This is a genomic window from Herpetosiphonaceae bacterium (genome assembly GCA_036374795.1).
Classification (GTDB): Bacteria; Chloroflexota; Chloroflexia; order Chloroflexales; family Kallotenuaceae; genus LB3-1.
Genome location: DASUTC010000344.1, coordinates 1 through 17101 on the forward strand (window position 1 = coordinate 1; position 17101 = coordinate 17101).

Annotated in this window: 14 protein-coding genes; 10 read left to right on the forward strand and 4 right to left on the reverse strand. The window is 62.3% G+C overall.

From position 1 onward, the window contains the following. The coding region (locus VFZ66_26625) for an AMP-binding protein (protein ID HEX6292788.1) at positions 1-4478 on the reverse strand (4478 nt) is incomplete at its 3' end. Positions 4479-5070: 592 nt separating this feature from the next. Between VFZ66_26625 and VFZ66_26630 the strand changes: the two genes are divergently transcribed. From VFZ66_26630 to VFZ66_26645, 4 genes are all read left to right on the forward strand, one after another. Then, entirely contained in the window at positions 5071-6453 is a 1383-nt protein-coding gene (locus VFZ66_26630) for an FAD-dependent oxidoreductase (protein HEX6292789.1), read from the forward strand. 131 nt (positions 6454-6584) lie between these two features. Beyond that, the gene (locus tag VFZ66_26635) at positions 6585-7349 is read left to right on the forward strand and encodes a glucose 1-dehydrogenase (GenBank protein ID HEX6292790.1); all 765 of its coding nucleotides are present in this window, start codon (positions 6585-6587) and stop codon (positions 7347-7349) included. 69 nt (positions 7350-7418) lie between these two features. Further along, positions 7419-8624, forward strand: coding sequence for an acyl-CoA dehydrogenase family protein (locus VFZ66_26640; protein ID HEX6292791.1), 1206 nt, complete (start codon positions 7419-7421; stop codon positions 8622-8624). 39 nt (positions 8625-8663) lie between these two features. Further along, a complete protein-coding gene (locus tag VFZ66_26645) occupies positions 8664-9773 on the forward strand; it encodes a phosphotransferase family protein (GenBank protein HEX6292792.1) in 1110 nt (369 codons plus the stop codon). A gap of 93 nt (positions 9774-9866) precedes the next feature. Here the strand turns inward: VFZ66_26645 and VFZ66_26650 are convergent, their stop codons facing one another. Beyond that, positions 9867-10598, reverse strand: a complete 732-nt coding sequence (locus tag VFZ66_26650) for a class I SAM-dependent methyltransferase (protein ID HEX6292793.1) — start codon at positions 10596-10598, stop codon at positions 9867-9869. A 196-nt stretch (positions 10599-10794) separates the two neighbouring features. Here VFZ66_26650 and VFZ66_26655 point away from each other — a divergent pair, with 196 nt between their 5' ends. Beyond that, positions 10795-11373: a TetR/AcrR family transcriptional regulator gene (locus VFZ66_26655; protein ID HEX6292794.1), complete on the forward strand. Its 579-nt coding sequence runs from the start codon at positions 10795-10797 to the stop codon at positions 11371-11373. A gap of 63 nt (positions 11374-11436) precedes the next feature. On the opposite strand, the gene VFZ66_26660 is transcribed toward VFZ66_26655, so the two are convergent. Together VFZ66_26660 and VFZ66_26665 are read right to left on the reverse strand one after the other, a co-directional pair. Next, entirely contained in the window at positions 11437-11799 is a 363-nt protein-coding gene (locus tag VFZ66_26660) for a hypothetical protein (protein HEX6292795.1), read from the reverse strand. Then, positions 11786-13057 carry an FAD-binding protein gene (locus tag VFZ66_26665; GenBank protein HEX6292796.1) on the reverse strand — a complete coding sequence of 424 codons (1272 nt, stop codon included), beginning with the start codon at positions 13055-13057 and terminating at the stop codon, positions 11786-11788. The genes VFZ66_26660 and VFZ66_26665 overlap by 14 nt, the downstream gene beginning before the upstream one ends. A gap of 327 nt (positions 13058-13384) precedes the next feature. On the opposite strand from VFZ66_26665, the gene VFZ66_26670 reads away from it, so the two are divergent. The 5 genes from VFZ66_26670 to VFZ66_26690 all read left to right on the forward strand — a co-directional run bounded on the left by VFZ66_26670 (position 13385) and on the right by VFZ66_26690 (position 17055). Further along, positions 13385-13858: a hypothetical protein gene (locus VFZ66_26670; GenBank protein ID HEX6292797.1), complete on the forward strand. Its 474-nt coding sequence runs from the start codon at positions 13385-13387 to the stop codon at positions 13856-13858. 214 nt (positions 13859-14072) lie between these two features. Continuing rightward, positions 14073-15053, forward strand: a complete 981-nt coding sequence (locus VFZ66_26675) for a nitronate monooxygenase (protein HEX6292798.1) — start codon at positions 14073-14075, stop codon at positions 15051-15053. A 206-nt stretch (positions 15054-15259) separates the two neighbouring features. After that, positions 15260-15616, forward strand: a complete 357-nt coding sequence (locus VFZ66_26680; protein HEX6292799.1) for a VOC family protein — start codon at positions 15260-15262, stop codon at positions 15614-15616. Positions 15617-15878: 262 nt separating this feature from the next. Next, positions 15879-16244 carry a hypothetical protein gene (locus tag VFZ66_26685; protein HEX6292800.1) on the forward strand — a complete coding sequence of 122 codons (366 nt, stop codon included), beginning with the start codon at positions 15879-15881 and terminating at the stop codon, positions 16242-16244. Between the two features lie 154 nt (positions 16245-16398). Next, positions 16399-17055, forward strand: coding sequence for a cysteine dioxygenase family protein (locus tag VFZ66_26690; protein HEX6292801.1), 657 nt, complete (start codon positions 16399-16401; stop codon positions 17053-17055). Positions 17056-17101: the final 46 nt, after the last annotated feature.

Consider the following 17101-nt stretch of genomic DNA (forward strand, 5'->3'; position numbering starts at 1 on the left):
ATCCGGTTGTTCTGCAACGGCGTGCCCACCGTAACCGGTTTGCCAAGATCGTCGGCGCGCAGCACACCCAGAATATTGATGTCGCTGATCTCGGTCAGGCCATAGATGTTGACGACCTGGACCTGCGGCCCAAGCTGGCCGAAGACGGATTGCAGGAGCCGCTGCTCGATCTTCTCGCCGCCGATCAGCAGATAGCGCAGCGCGTTCGGTGGTTGCTGCGGCGCGACCTCGTTCAGCACCGCGTGCATGTAGGAGGGCACCGCGTCGAGCAGATGCACCTGCTGCTCGTGCAAGTAGCGCAGCAGGGCGCGGCTGTCGAACTTGACCGCATCAGGAATAATGTGCAGCGTGCGGCCAAAAAAGAGCGTCGGGAAGATCTGGTTGACCGAGATGTCGAAGCTGATCGAGGTGATCAGGCCGGTTGTTTGGACGGCGGGATCGGCGAAGTAGGCGCGCAGGCCATAGACCAGATTGACCAGCCCGCGCTGTGTGACCATCACGCCCTTTGGTCGGCCCGTCGAGCCGGAGGTGAAGATGATATAGGCCAGGTGCTCCGGCAGCACCGTGCGCGGCGGGTTGGTCGTCGGCTGCTGCGCCAGGGTGTGCCAATCGGCATCCAGGCAGAAGACCTGCGCCTGATGTTCCGGTAAACGTTCGACGAGCACGGCCTGGGTCAGGAGCACTGGCGCGCGACTGTGACTGAGCATGTAGTGCAAGCGCTCGGCGGGATAGGTGGGATCGAGCGGCAGGTACGCGCCGCCCGCCTTGAGGATGGCGAGGATGCCGACGATCATCTCCAGCGAGCGCTCGACGCACAGCGCCACCAGCACATCCGGGCCGACGCCCTGGCCTCGGAGGTGGTGCGCCAGTTGATTGGCGCGGGCGTTCAGCTCCGCGTACGTCAGCGCTTGCCCCGCGAAGACGATCGCGGAAGCATTGGGCGTGCGCGCGGCCTGGGCCTCGATCAGCGCATGCACAGCGGCAGCGCGCGGATACTCCGCCTCGGAGCGGTTCCAGTCGACAAGCATCTGCTGCTGTTCGGCCTCCGTCAGCAGCGGCAGCTCGGCGATCGGCACATCGGGATTCGTCACCATCCTCTCAAGCAATGCCTGAAAGTGTCCAGCCAGGCGCGCGATCGTCGCGGCCTCGAACAGGTCGGTGTTGTACTCAAGCAGACCGACTAGCTCGTTCTGACGCGGGATGAGATCCAGCTTCAGATCGAACTGCGCTGCCGCCCGATCGATGTCTAATATCTGTAGCGCCAGGCCGCGCGGCTGTTCGTCGGGCAACGGCATATTCTGCAAAACGAATGCGACCTGGAACAACGGATGTCGGCTCGGATCGCGCTGGGGCTGAAGCACTTCTACCAGCCGCTCGAACGGAAGCGTGTGGTGCTCATACGCGCCGAGCACGACGCTCCACAGCCGCCTGAGCACGGTGCGGACGCTGGGATTACCTGAGAGATCGCCACGGAACACCAGCACATTGGCGAACGACCCGACCAATCGCTCCAGCTCGGCGTGGTTGCGCTGAGCGATGGGGCTGCCGACAACGATGTCGGTCTGGCCGGTATACCGCGCCAGCAAGACCTGAAATGCCGCCAGCAGCGTCGTGAAGAGCGTCACGCCCTCCCGCTGGCCGAGCGCTTCTAACGCTTGACGCAGCCTGTCCGGCACCGTAAACCTGTGCCGTGCGCCCTGAAAGGTCTGAACTGCCGGGCGCGGTCGGTCGGTGGGCAGTTCGAGAACCGGCAGTGGAGTATTCTCTGGCTGAAGCTGCTGCTTCCAGTAGGCTAGCTCTGCGCTGGCCGCCTCCGATTGGAGCCACTGCCGCTGCCAGGCCGCGAAGTCGACGTACTGGACGGTGAGATCGGGCAGCGGGCTTGGAAGCTGCTGGCTGAAGGCATTGTAGAGCGCCAGCAGCTCACGGAAGATCACGCCCATCGACCAGCCATCGGCAACGCTGTGATGCACGACCAGCAGCAGCACATGGCTATGTACATCCAGTTGCAGCAGCGTCGCGCGGATCAACGGGCCGCGCGCGAGATCGAATGCCTGCCGCGCTACTTGTTGCAGCCGCCGCTCGACCTCGATCATCCGCTCGGCCTCAGGCGTGGCGCGCAGGTCGTCGCTCGACAATGGGATGTGCAGCGTCGGCAAGATTCGTTGGTGCGGCACGCCATCGATCAGCATGAAGATCGTCCGCAGCGCCTCGTGCCGCCTGACGATCTCATCGAGGCTTTGCTCCAGCGCCGCAGCATCGAGCTGACCGGACAGATCAGCGGCGGCGGCGATCACATGTGCCGGATTTCCCGGCGTGATCTGCTCCAGAAACCAGAACTGCGCCTGCGCTGACGAGAGCGGATAGTGATCGGTCGGCTGTCGATCGGCGATCAGCGGAAGCGCTGAGGCGTGGCGTCCCGCCGCAACCTGATCGAGGATCGCGGTTGCAAGGTCCGCGATCCTCTGGTCTTTCAGAAACGCCGTCAGCGGCAGATCGATGCCCAGGTCGACCTCGAAGCGATGCTTTAGCTCGATCGCCATCACCGAGTCGAAGCCCAGGCTATTGATTGGCGTTGTGTCTGCGACCAGCGCCGGCGCTTGTCGCAGCACCTCGGCGGTCGATCGCCGTAGATACGCTGCCAGCATCTCGTATCGCGCTTCAGGCTCGACCGCCAGCAATGCCGCGCGGGTTAGAGCCGTCTCGGCGTCGAGTGCCTGGGCTTCGTCGAGTACGCTGCTGGCGAGGGCATCGAGCGTTCCCGCCAGGAACGCCTGACGGCACTGCTGCCGCTGGATCTTGCCGCTTGAGGTCTTCGGAATGCGCGCGGGCTTGAGCAGAACAACCGCATAGACCTGAAGCTCGTGCTGCTCGATCACCGCTTGGCGGATTGCCCCGGCAATCGCAGCGACATCGGGCTGCCGCTCCTGCCGCTCGATCTCTTGCACGACGACCAGGCGCTCTTCGTCGGCAACCTCGACCGAAAATGCCGCGCCACAGCCAGGCCGTAGGGCGGCATGGCTCTGCTCCACAGTTAGCTCGATGTCTTGCGGGTAGTGATTACGCCCCCGGATGATGATCACATCTTTGAGGCGGCCCGTGATAAAGACCTCGCCATCCTGCACAAAGCCGAGATCGCCGGTGCGGAGGAATGGCCCGGCATCTGAGTCTGCCAGATACGCCCGAAAGGTCTGGCGCGTCTCGTCTGGCCGATCCCAATATCCTTGTGCAACACTCGGCCCGGCGATCCAGACTTCGCCGACCTGCCCAGGGCCGCACTGCGTCAGATCGACCGGATCGGCGATCACAAGCTGCTGATCGCCAAGTGGCTGCCCGCATCCAGCGAGCGTCCGGCTATCTCCACGCGCTTCCGGCACCTCGACCACCTGATGATACTCAAGGGCGGCGCTGGCAAATGTGCGGATGACCGGCGGTGCGGAGGCAGCGCTGCCCGAAACCATCAGCGTTGCCTCCGCCAGGCCGTAGCACGGATGCCAGGCTTCGCGGCGAAATCCACACGGCCCAAAGGTCGTCTCGAAGCGCGTCAGCGTCTCGGCACGGATCGGCTCCGCGCCAGTGAACGCGACCGTCCAACTGCTGAGGTCGAGCGCGGCACGCTGCTCTGGCGTGATTTTGCGGGTACAAAGATCATAGGCGAAGTTCGGGCCGCCGCTGGTCGTGGCCTTCGTTCTTGAGATCGCCTCCAGCCAGCGGATAGGACGCTGTAAGAAATGCACGGGCGACATCAGCGTCACTGGAAAGCCGCCATAGAGCGGCTGCAAAATGCCGCCGATCAAGCCCATATCATGGTATGGAGGCAGCCAGATCACGCCGCGACTGGTAGAAGTATGCGCAAAGGCGTTGTGGATCACTCCGAGATTATGCAGCAGATTGCCGTGAGTCAGCATCACCCCTTTGGGTGCGGCGGTCGATCCCGACGTGTATTGCAAGAAGGCCAGCGTCGTGCTGTCGAGCTCCGGTGGCCGCCATGCGCCTGCTGTCGCGCGAGCGATCGTATCCGTCTCGATCCAGCGCAGCGCATGAAACGCCGATTCCTGCGCGTCGAGCCGATCGATTGCGGAGCGCAGCGTCGCCGGGATCAAGGCTACCGTAGGACGTGCATCTCGGATGATCGCTTGCAGCCGCGCAAACGTCTGATTCGGTCGGGTGAGGTTGGGCAGATAGGTGGGGACGGCAATCACACGAGCGTACAGGCAGCCAAAGAATGCTGCAATATAGTCAAGGCCGGGCGGGAACATGAGCAAGGCGCGCTCGCCGGGAGCCACCAGGCTTTGGAGATGCGCGCCGATCGCGCGCGCCCTGTCATCGATCTCCTGATACGTCAGCGTTGCTTCGGTCGTCTCTCCATCTATCAGAAAGGTGTAGGCCGTACGATCGGGTGTCTCCGCTGATCTCAGGCGTAGCACTTCAACTAAGGTTGTGATCTCGTGAGGAGAACTCTCTACCCTATCACTCATGAGCGCCCTGCATCTAATCGGCTGGTCGGAGGAGGTTAAGCGAGGCTACGACAACGGTTGTGACATATGCTGATTCGTCGACCAACGATTTAGAAGTCGCATATGTAAATTTTTGTAAACTTGTGAGGTATGTTAGACGACGGTCGGAGGAATGTCAAGTAACGCGAGTACCATCTTCCGCATCGCCAGGGTAGCGCAGCCGCGTCGTCCGACACGAGCAGGAGGGCTGGCGCGGTGGTGGCTACTCGTGGGCTGACCGTCGATGACATCTGGCCGTCGACCGTCTTGGTCTGGCGTGCGCCGGTCGTGTAGTTAATGCAATTTTTTGTACGGTGGTCATAGCAACCGGGCAGACTTCCTCGCCTGGATATGCCGATTGGATCAAAAAGCCGCCGTGTCATCCGCCCTTAGACGTATGCGGAAACGCCGCGGCATTGGCTATACTCACCCTACAGCTCTGCATTCCTTCTAAAAGAAGCCACGAGACACAAACCCGGCAGCGTTGAGCAATGGTTGAGCGGCGCTTAGGCTGGCACCTGGATAGGGTTGCCTCCTATTCTTGCTGCTCACAACAGGATCGAAGGAGGTTCCGATGCAACGGATCGGTCGACATGCGGTGGTGATTGGCGCGAGCATGGGCGGTCTGCTTGCCGCGCGTGTGCTGGCAGACTACTACGAGGCCGTTACAGTAGTCGAGCGAGACACATTTCCAGCGGCGGGCGAGTCGCGCAAGGGCGTGCCGCAGGGCAGCCATGCGCATGGCCTGCACGCGCGCGGGCGCGCTGTCATCGAGCAGTTGATGCCCGGCTTCACGCAGGAGATGGTGTCGCAGGGCGGGATCGTCCTCGACATCAGCCGCGATTTCCGCTGGTACGCCAACGGCGGCTTTCATCAGCCCACGGCCTGTGGCCTGGAAGGGCTGCTGGTGAGTCGTCCACAGCTCGAAGCCGGGGTACAAGCGCGCGTGCTGGCGCTGCCCAACGTCCACGCTATCGAGCAGTGCTCCGTGCCGGGCCTGGCGACATCCGAGGATCGCGCCCGCGTGACCGGTGTTCGGCTGGTGCGCCACGCCAGCGGCGGCGCTGAGGACGTGCTGGTGGCTGATCTGGTCGTGGATGCGACCGGTCGCGGCTCGCGCACGCCTGCCTGGCTGGCCGAGATGGGCTACGAGCAGCCAGAGGAGGAGCGGGTACGTGTTGATCTGGGCTACGCAACCCGACAGTATCGCCGCACGCCGGACCAACTGCCGGGCCGCAGGGGCATGGCTATCGCGGGCGCGCCGCCCGATGGTCGCAACGGGGTTGTGCTTGCGCAGGAAAAGGACCGCTGGATCGTGACGCTCGGCGGCTATAACGGCGATTTCGCGTCCCTCGATCCGGCAGGCTTTGTAGATTTTGCCCGGCGCTTGCCCACGCAGGAGATCTATAACCTGATCAAAGATGCCGAGCCGCTCACCGACCCGGTGCCCTACCGCTTTCCCGCAAACCAGCGCCGCCGCTACGAGCGTCTCACACGTTTCCCGGAGGGCTATCTGGTGTTCGGCGACGCGATCTGTAGCTTCAATCCGGTCTATGGGCAGGGCATGACGGTCGCGGCGAACGAAGCGATGGTCCTCAATGATTGCCTCGCTCAGGGCAGCGCGAATCTTGCGCGGCGCTTCTTCGCCGGAGTGCGTCCGGTTGTGGATGCGCCCTGGAGCGTGGCGGTCGGCAACGATTTGCAGCTTCCGCATGTCGAAGGGCGGCGCACGCGGATGGACAACTTCGTCAACTGGTATATCGGCAAGCTGCACACTGCTGCGCGACATGACGCCGCGCTCTCGGTGGCGTTCCTGCGGGTGGTGAACATGATGGCCCCCGCTACGAGCCTCCTGCATCCGGGCATGGCCCTGCGGGTGCTGCGCGGCAACCTCGCGCGCGGCCTTGGCCGAACGGCGGATGCGCTGCCCGCTGCTCCGGTCCCGCTCGACGCATAGCGCCGGGCTTGTGCTCCGTCGCACAGTCTCAGCCCCACGGCTGCGATGTGGGCAGCATGTGTGGTTGCAACCAGATCGATCCGGTGCTATCCTCGCTGTGCTGCCCTTTGCTACGTCGAAAGGAGAGACTCGTGCCCTCGTTTGATCTGCACGACAAAGTCGCAATTATCACGGGCGGATCGCGCGGCATAGGCGAGGCAATCGCCCATGCCTTTGCGGAAGCTGGCGCAAAGGTCGTTGTCGCAAGCCGCAAGCTGGAAAACGTGCAGCCGGTCGCCGATGCGATCAGCGCGGCGGGCGGCCACGCGCTGGCGCTGGCCTGTCACACGGGCGATCGGGCGCAGGTGCAGGATCTCGTGCGGCGTACCGTGGAGCGGTTCGGCACCGTCGATATTGCCGTCAACAACGCGGCGACTAACCCGCACTTTGGCTCGCTGCTGGAAGCGACCGACGAAATGTGGGACAAGACGCTCCAGGTCAATATCAAGGGCTACTTTGCCCTGTGCCAGGCGGTCGCGCCGATCATGCTGGCGCGCGGATCGGGCAAAATCATCAACGTCGCCTCGGTGGCGGGGCTGACGCCGGGGGCGGGCATGGGCCTGTACAGCGTCACCAAGGCCGCCGTGCTGATGCTCACACAATCGCTGGCGCAGGAGCTTGGCCCGCGCGGCATCCAGGTCAACGCCATCGCGCCGGGCGTGATCAAGACCAAATTCAGCACGGCGCTGTGGAGCAACGAGCGGCTTGTCAGCGGCATCGAGCGACGCGCCGGGCGGCTGGGCGAGCCCGATGATGTTGCTGGCAGCGCGCTGTTCCTGGCATCGTCCGCGTCCGACTATGTGAACGGCGCGGTGCTGGTAGTCGATGGCGGCCTTCAAGCTTCCAGCACGATCTGATCGTCGTGGATAGCCCAATCATTTCGAGGCGATCCCGAACTGCTAGCGTAGGTGTCGAAGGAGGCTATCATGGCGGCTGAGGCCGAAGAGCGCATCGGCGTGCTGCTGGATCGGATTCGCGGCTTCATGCGCGACGAAGTGTATCCGCTTGAGTCGCGGCTGCTGCGCGAAGGCTTTGGCGCGCTGCTGCCGACGCTGCGCGAACAACGGCAATCGGTCAAAGCGCGGGGGCTGTGGGCGCCGCATCTGCCGCCGGAGTATGGCGGCCTGGGATTGACGCTATCCCAGTTCGGGCGAGTCAGCGAGGTGCTGGGCACCAGCCCGCTCGGACACTACCTCTTCAACTGTCAGGCTCCCGACATCGGCAACATGGAGATCCTGATCGAGCACGGCACGGCCCGGCAGAAGGCGCACTACCTTGAGCCGCTGGCTCGCGGCGATATTCGTAGCTGCTTCGCCATGACCGAGCCGGAGCATCCGGGCTCTAATCCGGTCTGGCTGAGCACCGCCGCCGTCAAGGATGGCGACGACTATGTCATCAGCGGCCACAAGTGGTTTGCCTCATCGGCGGACGGCGCGGCCTTTGCGATCGTGATGGCCGTGACGAACCCCGACGCTCCCCGCCACGAGCGCGCCAGCCAGATTATCGTGCCGACGGACACGCCCGGCTTTCGGATCGTCCGCAACATCTCCGTCATGGGCGACGCCGGGCAAGACCACGCGAGTCACGCCGAGATTCTGCTGGAGAGCTGCCGCGTGCCGCAATCCAACCGGATCGGCGCGGAAGGCCACGGCTTTGCGCTGGCCCAGATGCGCCTCGGCCCTGGCCGGATTCATCATTGTATGCGCTGGATCGGCATCTGTGAGCGCGCCTTCGACCTGCTGTGTCGGCGGGCTGCGACGCGCGAGCTAGCGCCGGGCAAGCCCCTGGCGACGCGCCAGGCGATCCAGCACTGGATCGCCGAAAGCCGCGCCGAGATTAATGCATCGCGGCTGATGGTGCTGGATGCCGCAGCCAGGATCGATCGTGAGGGAGCGTCGGCGGCGCGCGTCGATATTTCCTTGATCAAGTTCTTTGTGGCGAACGTGCTGCAACGTGTGCTGGATCGGGCGATCCAGGTGCATGGCGCGCTCGGCATGACCGACGACACGCTGCTCTCGTTCTGGTATCGCCACGAGCGCGGCGCGCGCATCTATGACGGCGCTGACGAAGTTCACAAATCGGTTGTGGCGCGGCAGATTTTGAAGCAGTATGGTGTTGATATATCGCTGTAGCCTTCGACCATCCAGCTACGACTCCGGAGGGGTAGATCTATGCCGAATGGCACATCAGAGAGCGCGTTGCCCAACGATCAGGCGATCGATCAGCCCGCAGCGGTGCGTCCCGGCGAGATGCTGGATACCGAGCGGCTTTATGCGTTTCTGCGCGACCATCTGCCGGATGCGCGAGCGCCGCTACACGTCGAGCAGTTTCCCAGCGGCTTCTCCAATCTGACCTACCTGCTGCGGCTCGGCGAGCGCGAGCTGGTGCTGCGGCGGCCACCGTTCGGCGCGAATATCAAGTCCGGCCACGACATGGGCCGCGAGTATCGCATCCTGAGCGCTTTGAGCAAGACCTATCCCAAGGTGCCCCGTCCGCTCGTCTACGCCGAAGACCCGGCGATCATTGGCGCGCCATTCTACATCATGGAGCGGGTCAGTGGCGTGATTCTGCGCGCGCGGCTGCCGCAGGGCTTGAAGCTGGAGCCTGAGCTGATGCGCCGCATCTGCCACTCGCTGATCGATACGCTGGTCGAGCTGCATCGCCTCGATTACGCGGCGGCGGGACTCGCTGATCTGGGCAGGCCGGAGGGCTATGTCGAGCGGCAGGTCGGCGGCTGGGCGGCCCGCTACGCCAACGCGCGCACCGACGACGTACCGGCGATGGAGCATGCGGCGGCCTGGCTCCAGGGTCATCTTCCGCCCACCTCCGGCGCGGCGCTGATCCACAACGATTACAAGTACGACAACGTGGTGCTCGACCCGACCGATCCGACGCGGATCAAGGCGATTCTCGACTGGGAGATGGCGACGCTTGGCGATCCGCTGACCGATGTCGGAACGACGCTCGCGTACTGGGCCGAGCCGGATGATCCGCTCGCGCTCAGGCAGTTTGGCCTGACCACGCTGCCCGGCAACCTTGATCGGCAGCAGTGGGTCGAGCGCTACGCCGCGCGGAGCGGTCGCGATGTCGGGAATATCCTGTTCTACTATGTGTATGGCCTGTTCAAGAATGGCGTGATCGTCCAGCAGATCTACTACCGTTATCGCCAGGGCCACACCCACGACGAGCGCTTCGCCAGGCTGATCGATCTGGTACGATTGCATGGCGACATGGCAATGCGCGCGATCGAGCAGGAGCGCATCCATCACCTGTTTGCTTGACGGAAGAAGCTACGCAGGTCGATGCAGAGATTCGCGGACTGGGCTGTAGTATCCGGCTCGGCCCGCGCTCCACCTGCGTTCAATCAGCCGCGATCAGGGCTTTTCAGCGGTCAGGATGCTGAACAGGCGCATATACGGGCGTCTGCGGATGTTGAGCATGCCGTTCTTGCGCAACACGTCTTCGGATTCGCCTAGCACCGCCGTCAGGTCGCAAATGGCAATGCTGCCGCCGGGCTTCAGGATGCGAATGATCTCCGAGGTCGCGCGCTGGCGATCCTGCGCCGCGCCGACATGGTGCATCGCCAGACTCGACACCACCACGTCGAACATCTCGTCTGTGAAAGTCATCCGGCGTGCATCGACGTTCAGCAGCTCGACGCGGTCGGCGATGCCTTCGGCGCGCGCGTTGCGCCAGAAGATCTCCGCCGAGCCGCCGCCCGCGTTCGGATCGTAGATATCGATGCCGGTGGCCGTGCCGGTGCGCAGATGTTTGGCGCAGGCAAACAGCAGAATCCCGCTGCCCGTACCCACGTCGAGCACGCGCTCGTCGCCGCGCCAGCTCACCCCCTCGACGATGGTGTCGCGCAGACGATCACGGGCGGTCTGGAGGAGGTGGACGAAGCCGACGAGGGCAAGCGTCGGGACGAGGACGGCGGACCCGGCTCCGATGAGCGAGCCGGTGATCTTGCGATTGGCCGATGTGCCCACACGGGAGCCGACGCCCAGCGCGACCGCCGCGCCGCCTGCGGCAAGCGTGTAGTGAACGGAGCGCGGCATGCGCAGCCGGTAATCGGCGATCCACGGCTGGCGATGAACGTGTACCATAGCGCTGTATCCTTTCTACCTGAGCAACAGCGATCGTGTGCTGCCTCGCAGAAGATGAACCGATTATTCGATTTGGAACACACTGTTCGTTTTCTGTTATACTGTTCGTCAGCGCGGAGGTCAACAACCAATCACCGGTCGATTGTTCAAAATCGAACAGTCACGCGCAAACTGTGCTGAACAAGGAGGGCTGCCGATGGCGACGAAGGCACCAGACCGGCGGATACAACGCACGCGCAAGCTATTGCAGGAGGCGCTCTTTGCTCTGATTCTGGAGAAGGGCTACGAGGCGGTGACGGTTCAGGACATCATCGACCGGGCCAATGTCGGGCGCTCGACCTTCTACGCCCACTTTCTGGACAAGCAGCAGCTATTTCTCAGCGGATTCGAGCAACTGCATAGTTTTCTGGCGCAGCAGCGTGCGGCGGCAACGGCGTCGGGCGCGCGCAAGCTGAGCTTCAGCCTGGGAATGTTCGAGCACGTGCAGGGCCATCTGCCCCTGTATCGGGCGCTGGTCGGCAAGCAGAGCGGCGCGGTGATGGTGCAGCGCATGCAGCAGATGATCACCGACCTCGTACGCGACGAGCTGAACATGCTGGCAGCGGACAATGCCGCGCCGATCCCGCGCGAGCTGGTGGTGCAGTACACGGTGGGCGCGTTCATGGGCCTGCTGATCTGGTGGGCTGATCACGAGGCTCCGTACACTGCTGAGCAGATGGATGCGATCTTTCAGCAGTTGGCACTGCCGGGGGCGTTCGCCGCGCTAGAGGGCTAGGGGTAGCGGCGGGCTGGGGCAGCCACAAGGGCTGCCCGAACCATATGCAGGAGGCCAGGCGGGTCATCCTTTCCAGCGGGCGGGATGGTCGGCGATGTCTTGCCTGATGCGGTTGAGAGCGGTTTCGTTGCGGATGATGCGCTCATAATCATTTCGTTGCCACAATCGTCCCGAAAATAGCGTCCATCCGCGTGTTTTTACGCCGTGGATGTAATCCACGGTGATCCGTGATTTGAGCGCGCCGACCATATCGTGCCGAGTCACGGTGGGTGCGCATCGCGCCACCTCGCCCGAAACCTCGCGCGCGGGCACCCTGCGCACATACAAATTGCGGAGCACGTCAGCGGCAACGTCGCGGATAAAGCTCGCGATCCAATGGATCTGTGCTGATTGGCGGTACTCACGGATTCGATCAGGGCGTTTCAAAGATATACGTGTCCAGAAACGCATTGCGGAACTTGCCATCAGGATCGTAGGAGCGGAGGAGCTGCTGAAAGTCGGGCAGCTTCGGGTAAAGTGATAGCAACTGTCGCGACGACATCGTAAACAGCTTACCCCAGTGAGGGCGGGCATCGAGCGGCGCCAGGCGCGCCTCGATCAGCGGAAGCACCTGACTGACCGCATGCCAGTTCTTTTGCCAGGTAAAGTGAATTGCGACACAGTCCTGCTGGTAGCAGGGACTCATCCACAGGTTGTCGGCGGCAATCGTGCGTACCTCGGAAATCTGCACCAGGGGAGCGACGTATTCCCGCAAGCCGTGGATCGCCCGAAGTGCCGCGCATGCGTGCCGCCGTGGGACAAGATACTCGGCTTGCAGCTCCTCGCCGCTGCTGGGCGTGTAGTTCATGCGAAAGTGCGGCAAGCGCTCATGCCACGGGCCTGGAAGGCCCATCTGCTCGGTGCAATGTTCCGGTGGAAGCCCGGCGATGGGATGCAACTGGCGTCGTGCGAGCGTCGCCTCGAACAGCTTCGGCTCAGCCTCGTAAGCGGTGTCGTCCGTCACGCGCCGCTTTAGCCAGACCTGGCTAAACTGCGCGCTGCGCCAGTCGGTGAATAAGCTGACGCTATAGGCACTCCCCACGATCTCATCGAAGCGGTCTTCAAGGCGTGCCAGCGGCAGGTCTTCGTAAATATCCTGGCGCATCGCAAAGGCCGGAACGATGTCGAGCGTAAGCTTTGTGACCACGCCAAGACTGCCGAGTCCGACGACCGCTCCCGGAAACTGCTCGTCCTGGTCATCACGCGATATGACGACTATCGCGCCGTCGGCTGTCACCAGCTCCATTGCGGCGATAGCCGTAGCCAGATTTCCATGGCTATCGCCCGATCCGTGCGTCGCCGTTGCACACGCGCCCGCGACCGAAATATGCGGTAGCGAGGCCAGGTTATGCAGCGCGTATCCTGCGCGGTAAAGCTCCTGGCAGAGCTGACCATACTTAATGCCCGCCTCGACTGTCACCCTTCGGCGCTCATGGTCGATTGCAATCACGCGATTGAAATGCTCAAGCGAGATCAGATCTTCGGACGAGTCCGCGATGCCATTGAATGAGTGACGTGTTCCCAGTGCCTTGAGCTTGCGGCAGCCGACGACTAGCTCCTGAACCTGCTCCACGGTTGCGGGTTGGTGTAATCTGGCGGCGCTGTAGGTGTAGTTGCCCGCCCAATTGTGTTGACGCGCGATCATCAGTTTGCTCCTCTCGAGTCGAGTATAAACCGACTGGCAAGCCGATCCAGGAGGCTGAGCTATAGCGAGACGAGCGTAGTCTGGCGGGATGGCGATGCCGCATTGCCCACAGACGAGCTTGTAGGAGATTGTCGTCTGTCTCGCCGCTCCTCGTAGTGACAGGAGCGTCCTGGGACACGCGCATGTTGCAAGGTATCTGATAGATCGCTGTGCTACCCTCTAACATATGGCTTTCTATGGTTGCGTAGCTGCTCCCCGTGAACCACGGCGGTCAGCGGCACGTCGCCCTGGTGGATAATCAGCGGCAGCACCGCAAAGGAGGGGCATATGCCCAACCAGCTCGAATGGCGCTTTTGCAACAAATGCAACGCGATGTTCTTCAACGGGTTTCCCAACAAAGGGCGCTGCCCGGCGGGCGGCGGTCATCGCGCCCAGGGCCACAACTTCTTCCTGCCGCACGATGTTCCTGAATCGGCTCATACCCAGGGAGCCTGGCGTTTCTGCAACAAATGCAGCGCGATGTTCTTCGACGGGTTTCCCAGCAAAGGCCGCTGCGCTGCCGGAGCCGAACATGTAGCACAAGGCTTTAACTTTGTTCTGCCGCATGATACCCAGGTAGCGGGACCGGCCCAGAGGGACTGGCGCTTCTGCAACAAATGCAACGCGATGTTCTTCGACGGGTTTCCCAGCAAAGGCCGCTGCGCTGCGGGGGGCGGACATGTGGCACAAGGCTTCAATTTCGCCCTGCGATTTCGGGGAAACCTGGAGGATGATGTCGAACTCAATCCGGTCAGCGACTAACGCTCGCCGGTGAGCAGGTCGCTGTAGCTTGATCACTCGGTAGGAGCAGGACCGTCACACCAGCGTGACGGTCCTGCTGGTGTGTCTGGCAGGCGACGGCACCCAGCCGACCCGATCCACCGCTTCCAGACAGCGCCTCATTTGACAATCGAGATTGGTAATGGCAAAGTGTGAGACATGACGCAGCGCCAGTAGCCAGCCTTTGGGAGGAGCTATGATTCACACACCTCTCTGCGATCTACTCAAGATTGATCATCCGATCCTCAATGCGCCGATGGGCGGCACCGCTACCGCCAGACTAGCTGCGGCAGTTTCAGCGGCAGGCGGGTTTGGCATGATCGGCGGCACGAGCGGCGCGGGGCCGGACTGGCTGCGGGCACAGATTCGGGCCGTTCGCGAGCACACGACGCGCCCCTTCGGCGTCGGATTCATCTCTTCGTTTCCCAGCATCGACGATCTCGTTCAGGTCGCGCTTGATGAGAAGGTTACGGCGATCAACCACTCGTTCGCCGACCCAACACCGTATGTTGCCGCCGCGCACGCGCTGGGAGTCAAGGTCTTTGCACAGGTCCAGACGGTTGCCCAGGCAGCCGCAGCGGCACAGGCGGGCGTTGATCTGATTGTGGCGCAGGGAACCGAGGCAGGAGGCCATACCGGCAGCGCCGGTACGCTGGCGCTGCTGCCTGCCGTCGTCGATGCAGTGGGCGAGATCCCAGTCGTGGCTGCGGGCGGCATCGCCGACGGGCGTGGCCTCGCGGCGGTCTTGATGCTTGGGGCGGTCGGGGCATGGCTGGGAACGCGCTTCGTCGCCAGCCACGAGTGGGGCGGCCAGCCCTGGGAGCAGCGCGCAGTTGTCGCGGCGACGGCAGACGACACGATGCGCACGAGCGTCTACGATGAGGTGCGTGAGGCTCCATTCCCCGCCGGGATTGCGGATCGCGTGCTGCGCAACAGGTTCGTCGAAGAATGGCAGGGACGCGACGCCGAGATCCGCCAGCACCGCCGCGATCTTCAGCGGCAGCTCGAAGAAGCTGCTCAACGCGGAGATGCCCAGGTGATGGACATCAGCGCAGGCGTAGCCAGCGGCTTGATCCGCTCAGTAGAATCGGCTGGCGACATCATTCAGCGGCTCGTGCAGGAGGCCGAGCGTACCATGCGCGAACGGCTCAGGACAACGCTAGGAACAAACGAATAAAGGAACAAAGAACAAAGAACGGGTGCCATGCCCAGAGGGCACCCGGCACACAAAGGATAATCAAGAACCGAGAACCCAAGCTTCCCCTCGCCTATGCCGCGAAGGCGGAAGCCCGCCTGAGCGTAGGGAAGGGGGTGGCGCGCCAGCGCCGGGGGTGAGGGCCTTGAAACTCAGAACTCGAAACCCGTAACAAGGAGTTGATCACGATGTACACACGCCTGCAACCAGTGCTCAACGTGCAAGATGTCGATGCGGAGAAAGCGTTTTACACCGCATTAGGCTTCCGTATCGACTACGAGGCGGATGATTTTAAAGCGCTGGCGTATGGCGAGGCCATCTTATTTGGTCTGCAAGCTGCGCCACAGAGCGATCCGGCGCAGCTCGATCAGCAGTTGATCTGGCAAATTGGAACGTCGAGCGTGCAGGCCGTGGCGCAGCGATGCGCTGAGCATGCAATCCCAGTTATTCAGCCAGCCACCCTGCAAGAGTGGGGCGAGTGGACGTTGATTGTTCGCTCGCCCAATGGGTATCGCGTGATATTTGAAGGCCCGCTTGATGGATAGCCCGTCGCCAGGCTGGGCCGATTCGGCATCGCGCGGCATGTTCTTTGAAAGAGCGCAATCCAGAAGAAGATTTCTGGAAATAGCAATTCAGGATAAGCAATCGACGACTGGCTCCATTATCATTCTCTCATCAGTCAAAACATCTTAACCAACGTCCAGGCACGTACGACTGCTTCATTCAGCGAATACTGGCGGTAATTGGAATACTGCTCTGTGGAAGGCGATGGTACTGTCCACGTGGCTAGGAAAGGACTGAAACCACATGTCACAAGAGGCCCCCAAATTTACGGGCGGCGCGAACATTGCGCTCAAAATTCCGAAATTCCGCTTCGAGGAAACCCTACGATTTTACAGAGATACCTTGCGGCTTCCCTACCTGGGAGAGCATCGCGGAGCGCATATGTTTCAGTTCGGACCGATGTGCCTCTGGCTGGATCTGGTTGAAAACTATAGCCAGGCCGACGTGTGGCTGGAGCTGTACACCGACGACCCGGAGGGCGCGGCTGCCTACCTGGCCGACACCGGGGTCCCAATTCGGGACGAGATCGAGCCACTGAATGGCCTCACGGCTCATTGGATCTCAGACCCGGCTGGCATCATCCACCTCATCTCCAAGACCGGGGAATAATATCTAGCCTGCGTAGCTGCTGTCTAGGACTATCACGCACGCGGTTGCTCGGTTCGATCCAGGCGGTCGCTTATCGATCGCCTGCCGAACGGCAGCCTATAAGAACCTGCATCTTTTCCTAATGACCGACGGTCATTTAGTGAAGGGGGAGCACATGACACCTCTGGAATTGATTCGAGCGATCCGAGACACGAAAGCGCGCGCAGGGTCGCAGGCAGAAAGTCTGGCAGTACTATCGCAGGCATTGGTCGCTTTTGTGTCGGAGCCAGCCAACCAGCACGTGAACTTCGCCACGACGACCACGGGGCTCTACACGCGGATTCTGCTCAACGCCTTCGAGGACGATTTTCAAATCGTGGTGGTGCTCTGGGGTCCGCACAGCCGCAGCCCGATCCACGACCACAGCGGAACCGTAGGGGCGGTCGCGGCGCTGGTAGGCAGCACCAAAGAAACAAAATACCAGGTGATGCACACCAAGTCAGGCACGGCCTACCTCAAGAAGCTGAAGACGACCAGCTTGAGTGGCAACCAGGTCACGCCGATCCTGCCCGACGAGGCCACTCAGCTTCACGATATGGTCAATGATACCGACGAGTGGGCGGCGACGGTGCATACCTACCTCACGCCAGTCAACCAATTTTACATCTACGAGCCGCAGCAGGACGGCTCATTCGAGATGATCACCAAGGATCTCTGGTTCGATGTCGACAATGCCTGGAAATCCTGGTATTCGCCTGCGGTACCTGCCAGCGAGGTCGTGCCTCAGCCGCAAGATTTAGCCTACGAGTACGGCCAGTCCTTGAACGTATAGTCGCGATCAGGCTCACACCCCCCACCAAACCCCATAAGCCGAGAGG